The organism is Brachyspira aalborgi, assembly GCF_008016455.1.
GTDB classification, from domain to species: domain Bacteria; phylum Spirochaetota; class Brachyspiria; order Brachyspirales; family Brachyspiraceae; genus Brachyspira; species Brachyspira aalborgi.
In genome coordinates, this window is record NZ_SAXU01000001.1 from 575,236 (window position 1) to 592,721 (window position 17,486).

The following is a 17,486-nucleotide window of genomic DNA, read 5'->3' on the forward strand; positions in this document are numbered from 1 at the left end:
TTCTAATTTATTATTTTTATCTTCAATAATATAATTACTAAACGATTTATAAATTGAAAATCATTATAATATTTTTCACTTAAATCATAATTAATATAATATAAATTGCTTTGGTTTCTTTCAAATAATTTTTTATTTAATTAAAATAATTAAGCGTTAAATCAATTCTTTCGGCAAATGCGTATTTGTATATTTTAGCTTTATTTATATCGTTAATTATGTCTCCAGTGTATTTTGTGGTAGATATTTAAAATAATCGAATTTATTAGAATGTAAATATTCCATTGTTATAACTTTTCTTTTCATTAAAATATCCAATATGTCGCACGATAAGAGTTTGTTATAATAAATTTTATTGGTATATATTTTATAATTTTATAAAAATATTAATTTAATAATATTTGTGTTTATTTATAAAATGATATTATATTATAGTTAAAATTATTTAAGAAAAAAATAATGTTGTCATTTGAAGTTAAAAAGTTATTTGGTAAATTTAATTACAAATTTAAACTAAAAAAGTAGGATTACCATATTAACTAGCCCCAATGGTTTTGGTAAAACTACCATATTAAAATGTTTATAGGTGTTTACTGATATTAATAAAATTGAATATTTTGATAAATTAGAATTTGAAGAAATACAAATAAACATTAATTCTTTTATTTTATTAAAAGATGGAATAAATATGATAATAAGCTATAATAAAGATAAGATTGATAATTTGAAAGATGCAATAAAATTTCATAATATAAGTGTAGAAAAAAAGAAAAAAGAATTCTATGGGTTTTTATACTATGGCGGAAACATTTAATAGTGAAAGAGGAAGAAGTAAAAGCACAAAAAGCCAATTCTGGATTGCAATATATTAAGCGAATTGAAAAAATATAGAAAAAATCTATTATATAAAAGATGATAGATTATTTAATAAACAATATATAGAGTAGATAGCACTTATCCAATTAGACTATTTAGAAATAAAGAAGAAATAACTAATAAAGAATTTGAAGATAAAAAAATGATATGAATAAAAAATTAAGTATATTATATAATTATGGGTTATTTAGTAATATAGACGAAATAAATTTTAAGTTTAAAAAGAAATATTCTGGAGCATTAAAGGTATATTTTGATGACTTTGATAAAAAATATAACATATACAAAGAACTTATAGAAAAATTAGATACTTTTACTAATATAGTTAATAAAAAATTATATTATAAAAAAATAAGGATTTCTAAAAATGATGGAATACAAATATTTTCTGATAATGATAATGAAATAAAATTAAGCGATTTATCTTCTGGTGAAAAACAGGAAATTATATTATTTTTTGAACTTATATTTTCTACTGATAAAATCATAATGATGCTAATAGATGAACCAGAATTATCTTTGCATGTAGCTTGGTAAAAAAGATTTATTGACGATTTATTTAATATAATAAAAAATAAGAATATAAGTATTATAATTTCTACTCATTCTCCATATATCATATGGAAATATAAAGAAAATCAAATAGATTTAGGAGAATTACACAAAAATGCAAAATAATAATATACCAGAAAGTCCTCTATTTTGTCTTCGTATTTATATAATATAAAGAGAATCGATTATATGAAACATAATTTTGAAAAATGGCTTGAAATAAAATGCGAGAATAAATCTCTTTCGTCTGAAGCTAATAATATAGGGCAAATAAAAAATGTATTTGAAGAATCTATAATATGCTATAAATCTGGTGCTTATAGAGCTGCTATAGTTATGGCTATGATAGGATTTGATACTATTATGAGAGATAGAATATTAAAATATAAGAATTCTTTAGAAAAATTAAACAGTCAAATTCTATTTGAAAAATATGATTTAATTAATGAGAATAATTGGGATAAATAATTAATGGATTTTGTAAATAATAATAACCTTAAAATAATATTTCCTAATAAATCACAATTGCAATTAATGTGTAAGAACTATAAAAATACGATAAATAATGCGGCTCATGGTAAGACTTATAAGATTGAATATTTAATATCTAGTTTATATAGTGAAAAAAGAGAAATTCTGATACAAACTTTAGAAATATATATAGGGAGATAAGAAATCTCTAATAGTAATAATAGAAATATACAATATTATCTATTATTATATTTAGAGCTAATGCTCAAATACTATCTAATATAGATGAAGACTTACGGTATTGATTTTTTAAAAATACAGATCTTTTATTATTAGAAGATTATAATTATTTTTATGGATTAAAATTAATAAAAGACTATTTAGTATCTAAAAAGCTTGATAAATTTTATGCTTCAAAATTATCCGAACTAGAAAAATTTAAAAATATAAGCAGTTTAATATATTATGAAGAGATTACTAAAAGATGCAAAGTGTTTGAAAATAGTCAAGGCTTTATAAAAGCAATTAATAATATATTATGTATGCCTTTATAAAAAATAGACGAATTCCAAATGAAAATAATTTTATCCGCTTTTAATAAAAACACTCAAGTATATAATTCTCACACTGTAAAAGAAATATTAGAAAGACATAAACAAATTTTAACAGAAAATTCAATAATTTAGACTTAAGTAAATTAGGTTTCTAATAAAAAATCAACATTATTTTTAAAATTGATTTTATCCATAAAATATATAAAATTCTATTACCAATTTATACTTTTAATAACTCTTTAACTTTTTTACAAAATCTTCTTTAATACTTTTCAAGCCCTAATATTTTTAAAAATTAATAAACTTACTATTATAGTTATCATATTAATTTTCGATGTTTTGGGAGTGGTTATGTATTAAAACTATTCAAAAATTTATTATTTTTATTATATAGAAGTAGTTGATTTAAATTTATTTTATATTATAGTTACAGGTAAATAAATTATCATTTAATTGAGGTATTAAATTATGGTAAGTATTTATAAAAGTTTAAAATGCTAATATTTATTTTAGATAAACTTAAAGATATTGATAATAATTCGTAATTAGATATGGAAAAACTATATAAAGAATGTTCATATTATATTAAACCAAAAGAAAAATACCATATCTTTCGTGACAAAAGCTATATTAAAAAATATTGTCAAGATGTGTTAGATGAATTAAATAACAGAAGGATAATAAGATATGAAATTGTAAAAATCATTTTAATTGACAAAAAATTTGATTTAGAAATGATGAACATAGAAATTATCAATAAGGTATGCTCTGATATTTTAATTGAAATAGTAACAAATAATAAAAAATTAATGAAAATTTTGATTATAGCCATATATATATTCAAGAATTAAGTTATTATGAAAAATTATATTTTAATAAAACTATAAATAAATTAATAAATGAAGAATTAATATTATGCAATGGTCATAATATAGCTTTAACTCAAAAAGGATTTAATTTAATTATTTCAGATAAAGATGATACTATAAATAAAATAAATTCTAAAATATTAGATTAAGATAAAGAAAGAAGATGTAACATAAATTAATTATTTTATTATGGTGATTTAGATTCAAATATAAAAAACTATATTTTAATAAATCTATAAATCAATTAGTAAGCGAATAATTAATATCGCATGACAAAAATACATGTGGTATAGCATTGACAGAAAAATGCTTTTATAGGATACATACAATTAATAACTAATTCTGATAATTTGCATAAAATCAATAAATCCATTCCTGCTTAAATAAAATACATAATCTATTTATTATAAACAGATTTATGAACATCCCAATATCTCGTTTTTATATCTTTATTATCAATATCGCATTCTCTTTGCCAACTATACAATCCCACTACTCCATGTGAAAAATTCGACCATTTATTATTAAAATTTTATTCGTCAAATATTGCATTTTTAAACTGCTCTATATAAAAATCTAAATCGGGACAAATTATATGCAATTTAGCCCCCGTTAATGCTTTACACCAATCTTTTAATGTTTCATTAAATTCCGTATAAGTCAAATGTTCAACCATATGCCTTGAATATATTTCATTAACATTTTTGCAATATTTAGATAATTCCCAAGCCTTGCAAATAATTTTAGCGGTTTTTGTCTTTCGGACATCGCAACCTACATAACCATCTTTATAATCATCTCCACAACCCATATAAATTTTATCAATAACTTTTTCAGTCTTAAAAAAGATAATCACTCCTTAACAACTTTCAAAATATAAATCATAAACTGCTCGTTATAATATTTTATAATCTTCATTTTATCCTCGATTAAAGTTCCCGTAACCAAACAGTTTTTGTCTATAGAATATGTATCTTCGCCATATTGTTCTATAACTTTCAAATTGTATCTTTACTTGAAATTTTTTATAAAGTATGATGTATTTGACAATTTTAGGATTTTTGCTACAATTAACTTATGTTAAATATAAATTTTCAAGGAATAAATTATGATAACTATAAGTAATGATAAAATAGAAGAGTTATTTAATGAAGCTATAAATAAATATGATGAGAATAATTTTAATGAAGCTATCTTAATATTTGAAGAAATTTTGAAAAAAGATAAAGATAATATTAAAGCTATTGAAGATATAGGTGCTTGTTATGGTAAATTGGGTGATAATGAAAAAGCTTTAGAAAAATTTAATGAAGCGCTTGCATTAGTAAACAGTAAAAATGATGATGAAAGTATAATAGACATCAGTATAAATAAAATATCTTCTTTATTTAAATTAAAGGACTATGACCAGATAATAGCTTTTACTACTGAAACTATAGAGAAAGTAAATATTTCTGAAAAATATAACGGTAATAAATTAAAGTCTGATTTATTAAATTATATAGGTATTGCCAACTATTATTTAAATAACTATGGAGAATAAATTAAAAAATACGATGAAGCAATAAAATTATATCCTATAATACAAGTGCATATAAAAATAAGGGGCTTTCATTACAAAAATTAGGAAATAATGAGGAAGCTGAAAGATGTTTTAATATGTCTGTAAAATTTGAGAAAGTAGAAGAATATAAGATGTATATCCAATCTCTATCTGGAGTGTATTTTTCATTAACATTAAATACAATATACCAATGTATCATATTTGATTTAATAGATATTATTTCTGAAATAGTTATAGAACCCATAAAATAAATTTTTTGGTAACGCATCAAATGACTGAAGAATTAAGTGGTAAGATTAAAAAATTTGTTAGAAAATACTTTATAAAAAAAAAATGGTGATAATGAATTTGTTCAAGGATTGATTATAAGATTTGCTAAAATTCATATAGGTGATTATTTTTGTATTTTTCCTGGTAAAGATAAAGTTACAGCTAAAGAATTTTTTTATACTATGACACATCTAAAAAAAGAATCTGGTATAGAAAGTGAGGATAATATAAAAAAATCGAAGCTAATTTTATGGATATTTTTTCTCTCTATTATGCTATATGAGATTGATACGGCGAAAAAAACCATATAATGTATCCGATAGTCGTAATTATAAAAGACTTTCCAAATACTATTAAATTTATAATGGTGAATTGAAAGATAAAAAGCTACCGCTTATAATAACTTATTTTAATAAAAATATTAGTGCCGATGAAAAAAAACCTGTCTTTTTAAGTTTATTTTATAGAAAAGAAAATGTGTCAAAAGAATTTCCTTATTTAGTTTCAGAATTTATTTTTTATAACTTTTCATTTATTTATATGGTTCCATTTTCATCTAAAGATAGAATGGACTTTTCTGATAAAGATAAATTTGATAATTTTAATAGAAATTGGCATTCGTATAAATTTAATTACGATTTAACATATTGTAATAAAGTTGAAGAGGTCGATTTTAATTTTATTATGAATTTTGATATAGATAATAAATGGAATTTTATTAAAAATATATTTTTGGAAGTATATTTATGGAAGGTTATATATTTTATTTGGATTTATTAGTAGCATCTTATCTTAGTATAAAAAATCCAGATAAATTAAAAAGCAACATATTGAGATCCTATCACATAGTATATAGTCATATAAAGAAATATAAATTTATAAAATGTATAATAACATCAGATTCTATATTTTTATATACTACCAATAATAATATATATTCTTTATTTTGTGGTAGCTAATACTTCTAGAACATTATTAAGAATAGGAATATTATGTAGTGCTGGAAGTGACTATGGTAAATTTGAAATATTGCCTACTAAATATATAATCTGCCATTTTCTAATATTAAACAATTATTTGCTAAAAAAAAATTTCTAAAATTCCATTCGGGATTTTCATCCCCTCCAAATTAAGCGGACTATAAAAACTTATTTTAATAACATCCTCACCGTTAAAAAAAATTAATTTTATATTCATGTCTTTACGAATTTCTTTTATTTTATCCCAATCTATTTTTATCGGGTATTTTGTCGGAGCTAAAGTAATATTATTATCTTTCATTGACTGCCAAAAACTATCATTTTGTTTTAATAATAAAATGCCGTTTGTGATTAATTTTATTTCGGTTTTATAAAAATATTTTCTCGTTAATTCAAAAAACCTTTCGCAATGCGGATTTAATAACGGTTCGCCACCCATTAAGTGAATTATATTAACTTCGCCGTTGGATAATTCGGATAGTCTTTTAATGTCTCTTTCAAATATTTCAATATCTGTAAATTCTTGTTCGGCTAAATTTGAAAAATGAGAGCAACATTGACAATTTAAATTGCAATGTTCCGTCAAATGTATTTCTACAAAATCTATATTCGCTTTTGGAGTTATTCTGAATAGTTGAAAATTTATATTTTCTAATTCTCTATTAATTCTGTTATTAATATCGTTAATTTTTATAGTAAATTTGTTTTTAAGAGTTATTTTAATTCCAAATATTGTTATTATATTGTATATTCCTTCAGACTTTTTATAAAAAATGAAACTCAAAATTTTAGATATTTTATTTTTTATATTTGCCATTTTATATTTATCTTTAGGATTTTTCATTTTTCTATACGGCGATAATTTTAAATATTTCCACCATATATCGTAATAATTGGCTACCTTCGTATTAATCCAGGGTTTATTAGCTCCCGCATAATGATAAACTTTTGGATTTTTGAAAGATGCTTTTATTATTTCTTCGTTATAAAAAGCATAGTTAAAAGGTTGTTCATAATCTATATCGCAAAATACATTATATGAAGGTTCTAAATAATTTATCAAATCCGAATGTTGCTGTCCGATTACGGCATTTAAAATATCTTGATCTACATAAGGAAGATTTGGATACCTATTTAAAAAGTCAAGCATTTTTTCAAATATATTAAGTTCGTTTGCAAGTTTTATATTTACTAAAAATAAACCCGTATTAAAATAAGGATATTCCAAAGCGTCATTTTTAAAATCATCAATTTCATAACAATGAGATAATATACTTTTTCTATGTTGCATAGCCAAAGGTTCAACGATTACGGAAGCAAGTTTTTCTTCGGTTAAATTATCGTATGTAATTGATAAATCAGTATCAATAATCATATCGCCATCTATATAAAAACATTTATCAACATTTTCTGGTAATACTTTAAACATTAATAATCTGTAATAAGCGGCTAAAGACACATAAGGTATTTTGTTTTTTGTAATATCTATTTTATCAAAAATATTTATATTATTTTTTATATCAATATTTATAATTTCAAAATTATATTTCTTTTTTAATTTTAATATCGTGTTAATTTCATTGTCGCTAAAATCTGTAGTAATTAAGAAAAATCTTGCTATTCTCAATTTATTAATATTAGTTAAAATTGAAGTTATAGCTACGGTTATAGGAATAATAAAATTTTTATCTCCGCAAGCCAATTCATATAAGAAAAGACGGCAGGACCTCCGTATATAAATCCAAAATTACGCCAATAATTATTTTCTTTATTTTTATCATTTTTATTAAAACAACTAAAAGCGGATAATCCAAGCATAATTGAAACGCCGATATTATTTTTATCTTTATGCAATAATTTTTCCGCTCTTATATTATCTTTCAAAAAAATATCAATTATCTTTTATATAAAAAATGCATCGATTCCGTATAATCTTGCATTTTCAAAATCCGAATGATAATTATCTCCTAAATGCATTATAGTTGAAGGTTTTACATTTAAATCGTTTATAATATATTTATATAAATTGCCCGAAGCTTTTGTTAGCATTAAATCGGAAGACAAATATAATTTATAATAATTCGTATAATTATTTTTTATAAGTATTTTTTCTATAACATTTTTAGGCAAATACATGTCGGATGCTATGATTATCTTTTTTCCCAAACTTAAAGCGTAATCGTATATTTTTTTATTTTCTTTATGTGTCGATAATATTCTCTCTTCCAATTCTATTTCAATTTCTTTGAATCGTTTATATTTTTCGTCAATCTCTTCGTAGATTTGGTTTAATGTAACTTCTTCTTTATCAATATATTTTCCTCTCGCCGATTTTTCCGCCATTATTCTATTTTTATGAAATCCTTTAATCTTATATAATTTTTCAATATGCAAAAATAAATCGGTAGGCTTTACATAAGGACGAATTAGTAAAGTATCGAATATATCGAAAGAAATAATATTATGCTTCTTTATCTCTTCGTATATATTTACTTTTTTAGCTTTATATTTTTTAACTATTGAAAATCTTATTCCAAATATTTTCCATACTTTATATTTATAATCTTCATTGTAGCTAAATAATTTATTTAAAATCGACATAATACAAATCCTTAATTTATTTCAAAATTTAAAATTAAATCCTAACAAGTTTAAAAAAGTAATTTTCTTCCCTTCAATCTTTTTTGTATTTATAGAAAATAATCGCCTCAAAAAATTACTCAAACTTATTACAATTATTTTGTTGGAACATTCTTTATTTTTTATAACAATTCTAATGCCGAATAATTTAATTATTATTTTGTAATCTATAAAAATCATATAAAAGAAATATGGCGAGAGTTTATAATTCAATTCTTCTAAATTATTATTTTCTATTTCGTTATATTTTTGCAAATGCAAATATTGATTAATAATAGATTTATCAAAATATTTTTCGATTATTTTTATATATTCTTCATTGTTATTTTTTATCTTTTCAAATAGATAATTATAATGTTTCAAATAATTCTTTAGTTTTGCAATGAAAAAACAGCCAAAAATTATAATAATGGCTTGTATTGTATTGTATTGTATTGTATTGTATTGTATTGTATTGTAGAATTTACATCCGCTCATTTTTCATGCTCTCCTTTTTTCGACAATTACAATCAATTTTTTCAATATTATACATATTTTATAAAAAATTGTCAAGCAATATAATTTACACTTAACAATTACTTTAAAAGAATTATAACATATTAATAAAAAATGTCAATACTTAAATTATAAATTTATACTTAATTAATAAAAATTTAATATTATATTTACTTATTTATAGTGTTTACAAAGATAATTGATTTTATATTATTTTTTTATATAATAATTTTAATTTAATTTCAGAGTTTATATTTATGAATATTAAGCCTATAGGAGTTTTCGATTCGGGATTTGGCGGAATAACGATTTTGAAAGAGTTATTAAAATTAATGCCGAATGAAAATTATATTTATCTCGGCGATAATAAAAATATTCCTTATGGCGATAAATCAAAAAAAGAAATTGTAGAATTGTCTTCAAAAATGGCGGAATTTCTTATAAATAAAAATTGCAAAATATTAGTTATAGCTTGCAATACAATATCCGCATCCGCTTATAAAGTACTAAAAGAAAAATATAATATTCCAATAATAGAAGTAATTTCAAATGCATGCAAAGACGCTATAAATAAAACAGAAAATAATAATATATCGATTATGGCTACGGATTTTACGGTTAAATCAAAAATATATTTAAAAAAAATAAAAGAATATAATAAATACATAAAGATAAAACAGATAGCCTGCAAAAAATTATGTCCAATGATAGAAAATAATTGGCAAAACTACGAAGATAGATTTGAAATATTAAACGATTATATAAAAAATATAGATTTGCATTCTGACACTTTAATTTTAGCTTGCACTCATTATCCTTTAATAATTAAAGATATAAAAAAAGTTTTGAAGCAAAATAAAAAGAATATAAAAAATATTGTAAATGCGAGCCATAAAACCGCTTTATCGGTAAAAAAATATTTGAAAGAAAATAATCTTTTAAATGAAGGCAAAAGAAATCAATTTATTATATACTCTACTTTAAATGATAAAAATAAAGCTCAAAATCTTTTGAATATATTTTTGAATAACAAAGAATATAAATTAGAATTAATTAATTTGGATTAGTGAATATTTTTAATTTCTTATAAAAAATTTATTATTGCTTTTTATTAAAAAAGTAAGTGTAATTTTGCATGCTTTTATCAAAGGGACGCAGAACAACAAAAAAAACATAAAATCTTAAAATCAAATTCAAATAAAAAAAAGAGCCCGTATTTCTACGAACTCTTTTATTCTTGTAGATTTTTATATTCTATTATTTTATTTTTTAAGAATAAAACCCATTGATAACGAAAGAATTATTGACTTTATGCTATCTCCAAATAAAAACGGAATAGTTCCCTTCATTATAACTTGAGTAAGAGTATAAGGCGAACCCGTTGAAACCGACCATATATATAAGCCTATCATACCGCATATATGAATAATCGCTATTTGGAATATAAATAAAACGGCTGAAGTCTTTACAAAACTATCTTTCTTTATATTGCCTCTTTCCGTCCATTTTCCCAAAACGAAAGCGCATATAGCAAAACCGATTATATATCCTGTAGTCGCTCCTATAAGGCTTGAGCCAGCGATAACGGGAAGCCCAACGGCTGCGGCTAACATATATATTGCAACCGAAACAAATCCCCAGAAACCGCCTAAAGTCATACCCGCCATACATACGGCAAATGTTCCAAGATTAATTGGAACGGGAGTGAAAGAGAGAAATATTTTTATTTGAGAGGCAACCGCTAAAATAATGGCAAAAAGTATTGAAAGCGCCATTTTTTGAACTATGCCTGCATCGTTAATCAAATAAACTCTCGCATCATTGTATTTTTTAATTAGTGTAGTCATTTTTTTCTCCTTAAAAATTTTTATTTATTTTTCTTAATTTATATTTTATTATCTTATAACTTAATTATCCTAATATCGCAAGCAAAACTCCCGCCGCAACCGCAGAGCCTATAACTCCCGATACATTCGGACCCATAGCATGCATCAAAAGGAAATTTTGAGGATTTGCTTCTTGTCCGACTTTATTTGCTACTCTTGCAGCCATAGGAACGGCAGAAACTCCCGCAGAACCTATAAGAGGATTAATTTTATCTTTGCTAAAAAGATTCATTAATTTAGCAAGCAAAACTCCTCCCGCAGTTCCCATAGAAAAAGCGACAAGCCCTAAAACCAATATTCCTATAGTTTCAAATCGTAAAAATTTTTCCGCAGCTAATTTACTTCCAACCGACAAACCCAAAAGAATCGTCACTATATTTATAAATTCGTTTTGAGCAGTTTTTGAAAGCCTTTCTGTAACTCCCGATTCTCTTATTAAATTTCCAAACATTAAAGCGCCAATAAGAGGAGCCGCATCAGGCAAAAGTAAAGCGATTAATATAATAACAGTAAGAGGAAAAATAACTTTTTCTCTCTTGCTTACGGGACGGAGTTGTTTCATTACTATTTTTCGCTCTTCTTCAGTAGTCAAAAGTTTCATTATAGGAGGCTGAATTATCGGAACTAAAGCCATATAAGAATATGCGGCAACGGCAATAGCGCCAAGCAAACTAGGGCTTAATTTTGAAGCCGTAAATATGGCTGTAGGACCGTCAGCTCCGCCAATTATTCCTATTGAAGCGGCGTCTTTTAAAGTAAATGTTATAACGGGAACATAAGCCGATAAAAGCATAGCTCCAAGCAGAGTTCCGAATATTCCTATTTGTGCGGCTGCTCCAAGCAAAGCGGTTTTAGGATTGGCAATAAGAGGACCGAAATCCGTCATAGCTCCGACTCCCATAAATATAAACAATGGAAATAAACCCGCTTCTATTCCGAAAGTATAAACTTGTCCTAAAAATCCTCCCGCGCTTATAGTAACGGGAATATTATTAATAACCTGAACTACAGGAATTGCGGCAATATTAGCGACTGGTATATTAGCCAAAATGCCTCCCATACCGATTGGAATCAAAAGCAAAGGCTCAAAATCTTTTGCAATAGCCAAATAAACCAAAACAAGCCCTACGCAAATCATTATAATATTTTGCCATAAAGGAACAGATTTTATTTGTATATCATGCAATTTTATTTCGTATTTTTCTTGAATGCTCTTTTCAAGTTTTGCCCGCTCTTCAGCTTTATCCTCTTCGCTTTTAGGAAAAAATCCTCCGAAAGCCGTATTTCTTAAAAGCGAAATAACCGCTTCTTTCATATCAAGCTTTTCCGTAGAATTATTTTGAGGAAATAAAATTGAAGCCGTCATAAATATAAGCGCAAATACTAAAAATATTTTTTTCATTTGTGTTTTCTCCTTTTTCAAATACCTACGCTTAACCGACAATCGCTAATTCTTGTCCCGCTACAATCGAATCGCCAGGTTTAACTTTAATCTCTTTAACCGAACCAGAAACGGAAGATTTTATTTCAACTTCCATTTTCATAGCTTCGACAATCAATATTGTAGTTCCGTCAGAAACTTGAGTTCCAACGGGAGAAACTATTTTTACAACCGTTCCAGGAAGTCCCGCCGTTACAGGAGTAGCCGCTCCGCTTGAAGTAGCTTGAGTAGGAGTCGAAATCGTTTGAGATATTCCGTCTTTAATAGAATAATCATAACTTATGCCGTCAACTATCGCTTTTCCATTTTCTATTTTTATTCCATAACTTGAACCGCCGATTGTTATAGTCACTTCATTGCTTGTCGCTTTAGCGCTTTCTTCAACATTCTTTCTTATTCCTAATTTAGCCTCGCCTTTTAAGAATTGAATTCCTTTTTCTTTACAAGCTGCCGCAATAAATACATTTTCATCCGATAAATCGTCAATTCCCGCGTCTTTAAGAGCTTGTTCCGCGGCTTTTCTGCCTTTTTTAGGATTTTTATCATCAATATCCATAGCAAGTTCTGTAGTCGGTTGCAATCCTAACTGTTCGCTTGCAATTTTCACTATTTCGGCATCGGGAGTAGTCGGAGTTTTACCAAAATAACCCAAAACCATTTTACCGTATCCGTCCGCTATCTTTTTCCAATTTCCTTGCATTACATTATTAAAAGCCTGCTGAAAATAGAATTGAGAAACTGGAGTTACCGAAGTTCCAAATCCGCCTTTTTCAACTACTTCCGTCATAGCTTTAATAACTTCAGGAAATCTATTCATAACATTAATATCGCGCATCATTTGAGTATTTGCAGTTAAAGCTCCGCCTGGCATTGGAGCGAAAGGAATCATTGGCTCTACTGTTCTACTTTCTGGAGGCAAGAAATAATCTTTCATACAATCTTTAAATACTTCTTCTGCGTCTCTTATTTTATCAATATCTATATCAAAATAATAATCCGTTCCTCTTAAAGCATGCCACATAACTATTAAATCGGTTTGACAAGTTCCGCCCGATACTGGCGCTAAAGACAAATCTATATAATCCGCTCCCGCTTCGATAGCCGCTTTATATTGCAATGCTCCAATTCCCGCAGTTTCATGACTATGAACTTGAATACGAATATCGCTTCCAAGTAATTTTCTCGCTTCTTTAACCGTATCGTAAACAACTTGAGGAGTTGTAGTTCCCGAAGCGTCCTTAAAACATACAGAATCGTATTCTACATTATCCATAATTTGTTTTAAAACTTTAGCGTAGAATTCGGAATCATGAGCGCCTTTACATTCAGGCGGAAGAGCCATCATAGTAACGCAAACTTGATGTTTGAGTCCAGCTTCTTTAATACATTTTCCGCTATAAATCAAATTATTAACATCGTTTAACGCGTCAAAATTTCTAATAGTAGTCACGCCATGTTTTTTGAATAAATCTGCATGCAATTTAATCATCTCTCTTGGTTGAGATTCTAATCCCACAACATTAACGCCTCTCGCTAAAGTTTGCAAATCTACATCGGGACCTACGGTTTTTCTAAAAGAATCCATTACATCAAAAGCGTTTTCATTATTATAGAAAAAAGCGCTTTGAAATGTAGCACCGCCTCCCGATTCAAAATATTTTACTCCCGCATTAACGAAAGCTTCAACGGCTGGCATAAAATCTTTAGATAAAACTCTCGCTCCGTAAACGGATTGAAAGCCGTCTCTAAACGCCGTTATCATAAATTTAATTTCTTTTTTTGACATTATTTAATTTCTCCTTAAATTAATTAAAAACATTTTTTATATTTATTATTTTTTATTGCTATGTATATGAGCCAAAGCTATCGCTATAGCCTTCATTTTATCTCCGCTTGCCGATTGGACGGGCGCTGACGAAATCGCTTCTTCTTGAGGCGGCATTATTTTATTTATTTGAGCTATAACGAGACTTACAAATTTCATTACATAAACTAATATAATTAAAAATAAAACTACAACTCCCATACCGATAAGCATTATCTGAATAGCTGCTAATATTTCATTATTCATAGAATTTACTCCAAAAGATTAATTTTTTATGCGATAATTATACAATATTTTTTATTTATATTCAAGAGTATATAATTAATTTAATATTGATATTCTTAATATATTATTTCTATTAATGGTTTTGAATTAGAATATATTTCTTTATTCACTTAATAGAATTATATTTAAATCTTCTATTCTCGCTTAAAACTTTGCTTATAGCGTTTATTAAAAGCATTTAATTTTGAATGCGAATTATATAGATGGAATTAACCGAATAGAAAATAATAATTACGAATAACTTAAAAAATAAGAGGAGGTATTAAACTAAATATAATTATCTAATCTAATATATCCTACAAATATAATATCAAAATAAAATCATTTTAACTTATTGTTGTTAGAAGAATTATTGTCATTAGGTAATAAAATAGCCGCTGCTAAAATTGCTAAAAAACTTACCCCTATTTCACCACCAATTAACCACTTATCCATTTTGGCTTCTTCGTTCCTATTTCTTTCTTTGTAAAAATTCCAAAATCAATTCCATTTTATCTTTTGGTAAAGATTCTGCCTTTTCTAAAATTTCTTTTAAAAATTCTAAATTACCACTATTTTCCAATAAAGTTTTTAGATTTTCATTAGAATATTTTGTTATAATATAAACTGCTTTATCCAAAGAATCGATATATAAATTAGGCATACTCTTTGATTATAAACCTGAATTAACTATTTCAACCTCTTTTTCATTAGAATTTTGTTCTTCTTCATTTTTATTATCAAAATCTTTATCAGTCATAATCGACCTCCAATTTTTATAAATATTTATTATACACCATTTAACAAAAAAGTCAATTATTAATTTAACCTACTCCGTCAAAACTTTAATATATCTATCCATATTATCCATTTTATATAACATTTCATCCATCGAATCAAATTTTAAATCTATAAATAGTAAAACTTTACAATTAATTTAGTATGCCAGCATTATACTTACTATCTAAAAATTCAAAAAAGTAAGGAAAATCAGAATAAGGGATTTATTCTTGTTTACCTATTTCTGTATAACTATCTACAGAGTTACTATATTTAGTCATTTCATAATAATTATCTACAGCTTTTTTATGGTTTTTAAAAATAGTATTTTATCCATTCTTTATATCCTTCTTTACTTCATTTTTTATACTTTTTAAGTCTTTTTTAAAACCTTTATGCAAAAATATAAATCTATGAATTAATTTATATAAAAATATAGAACGATACTCATTTACTAATCTATTTATTTAATTCTCAATATATTTTTAAGTTCATCAAAGGAATAAAGCGGTGCTCTATCATGGTCTGTTATAATGTCTGCCAAATAATCGCTATTTTGATTTCCAAGTAAAAGTTGGTCGCCTAATTTACGGTTTACAATTATATTTCTTTTTTATTAGAATTATTCTAAAAATCCAAATCAAGTTTATCATAAATAGATTTATAATTTTATATTGAAAATTTTATTAACATTTTAACTAATTATCCTTATATTTTATAGCTGCATAAGTATCGTAATATCTATGTCGAATAATTGTATATTTTATATAATATTTATCAATACTTTAATATTTAATCTTATCCGAAATTATCCGATAATAAATATACATTCTATGCAGCTTCCATAAAGCAGTATTCAAACATTACAAGATGTCTCGTCTCGTCTCGTCTCGTATTTTCTATCCAACAATATAAAACAGTTTCGTTAAAAGTTATATTATGATGTCTCAAAGCAAATTTATATTCTGGAACTAAATTCTTAATAAATTCAGGTATCGTTAATAAATCGTCTGGTTTATGATATACGCTTATAGCCATTTTAGGTTTATAATTCTTAATTGTATTTACCGCCCCCTTTAACATATTAAATTCTTCGCCTTCTATATCGGCTTTCAAAAATGTTATAGGTTTGTTTTTTAAGTAGTCGTCTATAGAAAATACCTTGACTTTATAATTTCCTCTGCTCGATAAACTATTAGATGTTATAATACTATCATTATTAATAAACATACTCCCGTTTTTATTTGATATTCCAGCATTGATTAATGTTATTTTATCATTATCTATAGCCCATTCTTTTATTAGTCTTTTGATTCTTGTATTTAATGCTCTAAATTGTTTCTTACCTATTTCAAAAGCGTATATCTTGCTAAATATTGCGCTATTCAAATAAATAAATTTTTCAATTGTATCACCTACATAAGCTCCAACATCCACATATATATCCTTATCATTAAAAGATTTAAATTTAGACAGACAAAAATATTGATTATCTTCATTTACATTTTTAAGATAAGAGCCGTCACCAAATATTTTTGAGTAAATTAATACATCAAAAACTTTTATTGATTTATCGTCAAATAGACCGTTTCTAAAATCCAATAATTTATTAAAATTTTTAATTACAAAATATTTATCAAAAAATATTAATTTATTATAATTAATTTTATTTTGTTTTATTATTTCATTAACAGTATGCCTGGCGGTTATAAATAAAACTTTTGAATTTTTAGATTGGTCGGAATCTTTAGAAACTATTTCAATATTATTAATTTTAGTTCCATGTTTATTTGGGTTATTATCGATAAAACAATTAATTTTATAGCCATTTTTAATTAAATATTCGGAAACAAATTCGCCATATTGTCCCGCTCCAAATAATGAAACGCCTTCTTTTTCTATTATTTTATCTATATCATAGATTTCCTTTTTATGTTCTTCGTAAAGTTTATAAATGTTGAATTCCATCAATATTTTCCTTAAAAATTAAATTAATATTTTCCGATAATAAATATACAT

19 protein-coding genes are annotated in these 17,486 nt (G+C 25.1%); 7 read left to right on the top strand and 12 right to left on the bottom strand.

Annotated elements, in window-relative coordinates; genetic code table 11:
* Positions 1-586: 586 nt before the first annotated feature.
* The 4 genes from EPJ79_RS02620 to EPJ79_RS02635 all read left to right on the top strand — a co-directional run bounded on the left by EPJ79_RS02620 (position 587) and on the right by EPJ79_RS02635 (position 3,304).
* The gene (locus EPJ79_RS02620) at positions 587-814 is read left to right on the top strand and encodes a hypothetical protein (protein ID WP_147738334.1); all 228 of its coding nucleotides are present in this window, start codon (positions 587-589) and stop codon (positions 812-814) included.
* 209 nt (positions 815-1,023) lie between these two features.
* Positions 1,024-1,413: an AAA family ATPase gene (locus EPJ79_RS02625; protein ID WP_147738335.1), complete on the top strand. Its 390-nt coding sequence runs from the start codon at positions 1,024-1,026 to the stop codon at positions 1,411-1,413.
* A gap of 204 nt (positions 1,414-1,617) precedes the next feature.
* Positions 1,618-1,896, top strand: a complete 279-nt coding sequence (locus EPJ79_RS02630; RefSeq protein ID WP_147738336.1) for a hypothetical protein — start codon at positions 1,618-1,620, stop codon at positions 1,894-1,896.
* 1,108 nt (positions 1,897-3,004) lie between these two features.
* On the top strand, positions 3,005-3,304 hold the full coding sequence (locus EPJ79_RS02635) for a hypothetical protein (protein ID WP_147738337.1): 300 nt from the start codon (positions 3,005-3,007) through the stop codon (positions 3,302-3,304).
* A gap of 550 nt (positions 3,305-3,854) precedes the next feature.
* Here the strand turns inward: EPJ79_RS02635 and EPJ79_RS02640 are convergent.
* Both EPJ79_RS02640 and EPJ79_RS11485 read right to left on the bottom strand, forming a co-directional pair.
* Entirely contained in the window at positions 3,855-4,133 is a 279-nt protein-coding gene (locus tag EPJ79_RS02640; protein WP_147738338.1) for a class I SAM-dependent methyltransferase, read from the bottom strand.
* A 41-nt stretch (positions 4,134-4,174) separates the two neighbouring features.
* Positions 4,175-4,324, bottom strand: coding sequence for a hypothetical protein (locus EPJ79_RS11485; protein WP_158634342.1), 150 nt, complete (start codon positions 4,322-4,324; stop codon positions 4,175-4,177).
* A gap of 106 nt (positions 4,325-4,430) precedes the next feature.
* On the opposite strand from EPJ79_RS11485, the gene EPJ79_RS02645 reads away from it, so the two are divergent.
* Positions 4,431-4,865 (top strand): tetratricopeptide repeat protein, encoded by a 435-nt coding sequence (locus EPJ79_RS02645; RefSeq protein WP_147738339.1) that lies wholly within the window; start codon positions 4,431-4,433, stop codon positions 4,863-4,865.
* 663 nt (positions 4,866-5,528) lie between these two features.
* Positions 5,529-5,936, top strand: coding sequence for a hypothetical protein (locus tag EPJ79_RS02650; protein ID WP_147738340.1), 408 nt, complete (start codon positions 5,529-5,531; stop codon positions 5,934-5,936).
* 300 nt (positions 5,937-6,236) lie between these two features.
* Here the strand turns inward: EPJ79_RS02650 and EPJ79_RS02655 are convergent, their stop codons facing one another.
* From EPJ79_RS02655 to EPJ79_RS02670, 4 genes are read right to left on the bottom strand one after another with little or no spacing between them, the layout of a single operon-like run.
* A complete protein-coding gene (locus tag EPJ79_RS02655) occupies positions 6,237-7,838 on the bottom strand; it encodes a glycosyltransferase (RefSeq protein WP_147738341.1) in 1,602 nt (533 codons plus the stop codon).
* Positions 7,802-8,020, bottom strand: a complete 219-nt coding sequence (locus EPJ79_RS02660) for a hypothetical protein (protein WP_147738342.1) — start codon at positions 8,018-8,020, stop codon at positions 7,802-7,804. The genes EPJ79_RS02655 and EPJ79_RS02660 overlap by 37 nt, the downstream gene beginning before the upstream one ends.
* Before the next feature lie 18 nt (positions 8,021-8,038).
* A complete protein-coding gene (locus EPJ79_RS02665; protein WP_147738343.1) occupies positions 8,039-8,737 on the bottom strand; it encodes an HAD-IA family hydrolase in 699 nt (232 codons plus the stop codon).
* A gap of 21 nt (positions 8,738-8,758) precedes the next feature.
* On the bottom strand, positions 8,759-9,253 hold the full coding sequence (locus EPJ79_RS02670; protein ID WP_147738344.1) for a hypothetical protein: 495 nt from the start codon (positions 9,251-9,253) through the stop codon (positions 8,759-8,761).
* 275 nt (positions 9,254-9,528) lie between these two features.
* Between EPJ79_RS02670 and murI the strand changes: the two genes are divergently transcribed.
* A complete protein-coding gene (gene murI / locus EPJ79_RS02675; protein WP_147738345.1) occupies positions 9,529-10,338 on the top strand; it encodes a glutamate racemase in 810 nt (269 codons plus the stop codon).
* Positions 10,339-10,533: 195 nt separating this feature from the next.
* Here the strand turns inward: murI and EPJ79_RS02680 are convergent, their stop codons facing one another.
* The 6 genes from EPJ79_RS02680 to EPJ79_RS02705 form a co-directional block, all read right to left on the bottom strand.
* Entirely contained in the window at positions 10,534-11,118 is a 585-nt protein-coding gene (locus EPJ79_RS02680) for a biotin transporter BioY (protein ID WP_147738346.1), read from the bottom strand.
* 64 nt (positions 11,119-11,182) lie between these two features.
* The gene (locus EPJ79_RS02685; RefSeq protein WP_147738347.1) at positions 11,183-12,559 is read right to left on the bottom strand and encodes a sodium ion-translocating decarboxylase subunit beta; all 1,377 of its coding nucleotides are present in this window, start codon (positions 12,557-12,559) and stop codon (positions 11,183-11,185) included.
* A 31-nt stretch (positions 12,560-12,590) separates the two neighbouring features.
* Positions 12,591-14,384: a biotin/lipoyl-containing protein gene (locus EPJ79_RS02690; RefSeq protein WP_147738348.1), complete on the bottom strand. Its 1,794-nt coding sequence runs from the start codon at positions 14,382-14,384 to the stop codon at positions 12,591-12,593.
* A 45-nt stretch (positions 14,385-14,429) separates the two neighbouring features.
* On the bottom strand, positions 14,430-14,669 hold the full coding sequence (locus EPJ79_RS02695; protein ID WP_147738349.1) for an OadG family protein: 240 nt from the start codon (positions 14,667-14,669) through the stop codon (positions 14,430-14,432).
* Positions 14,670-15,159: 490 nt separating this feature from the next.
* Complete coding sequence (locus EPJ79_RS02700; protein WP_147738350.1) at positions 15,160-15,351, bottom strand: hypothetical protein; 192 nt, start codon at positions 15,349-15,351, stop codon at positions 15,160-15,162.
* Positions 15,352-16,298: 947 nt separating this feature from the next.
* Positions 16,299-17,435 (bottom strand): FkbM family methyltransferase, encoded by a 1,137-nt coding sequence (locus EPJ79_RS02705; protein ID WP_147738351.1) that lies wholly within the window; start codon positions 17,433-17,435, stop codon positions 16,299-16,301.
* Between the last annotated feature and the right edge of the window lie 51 nt (positions 17,436-17,486).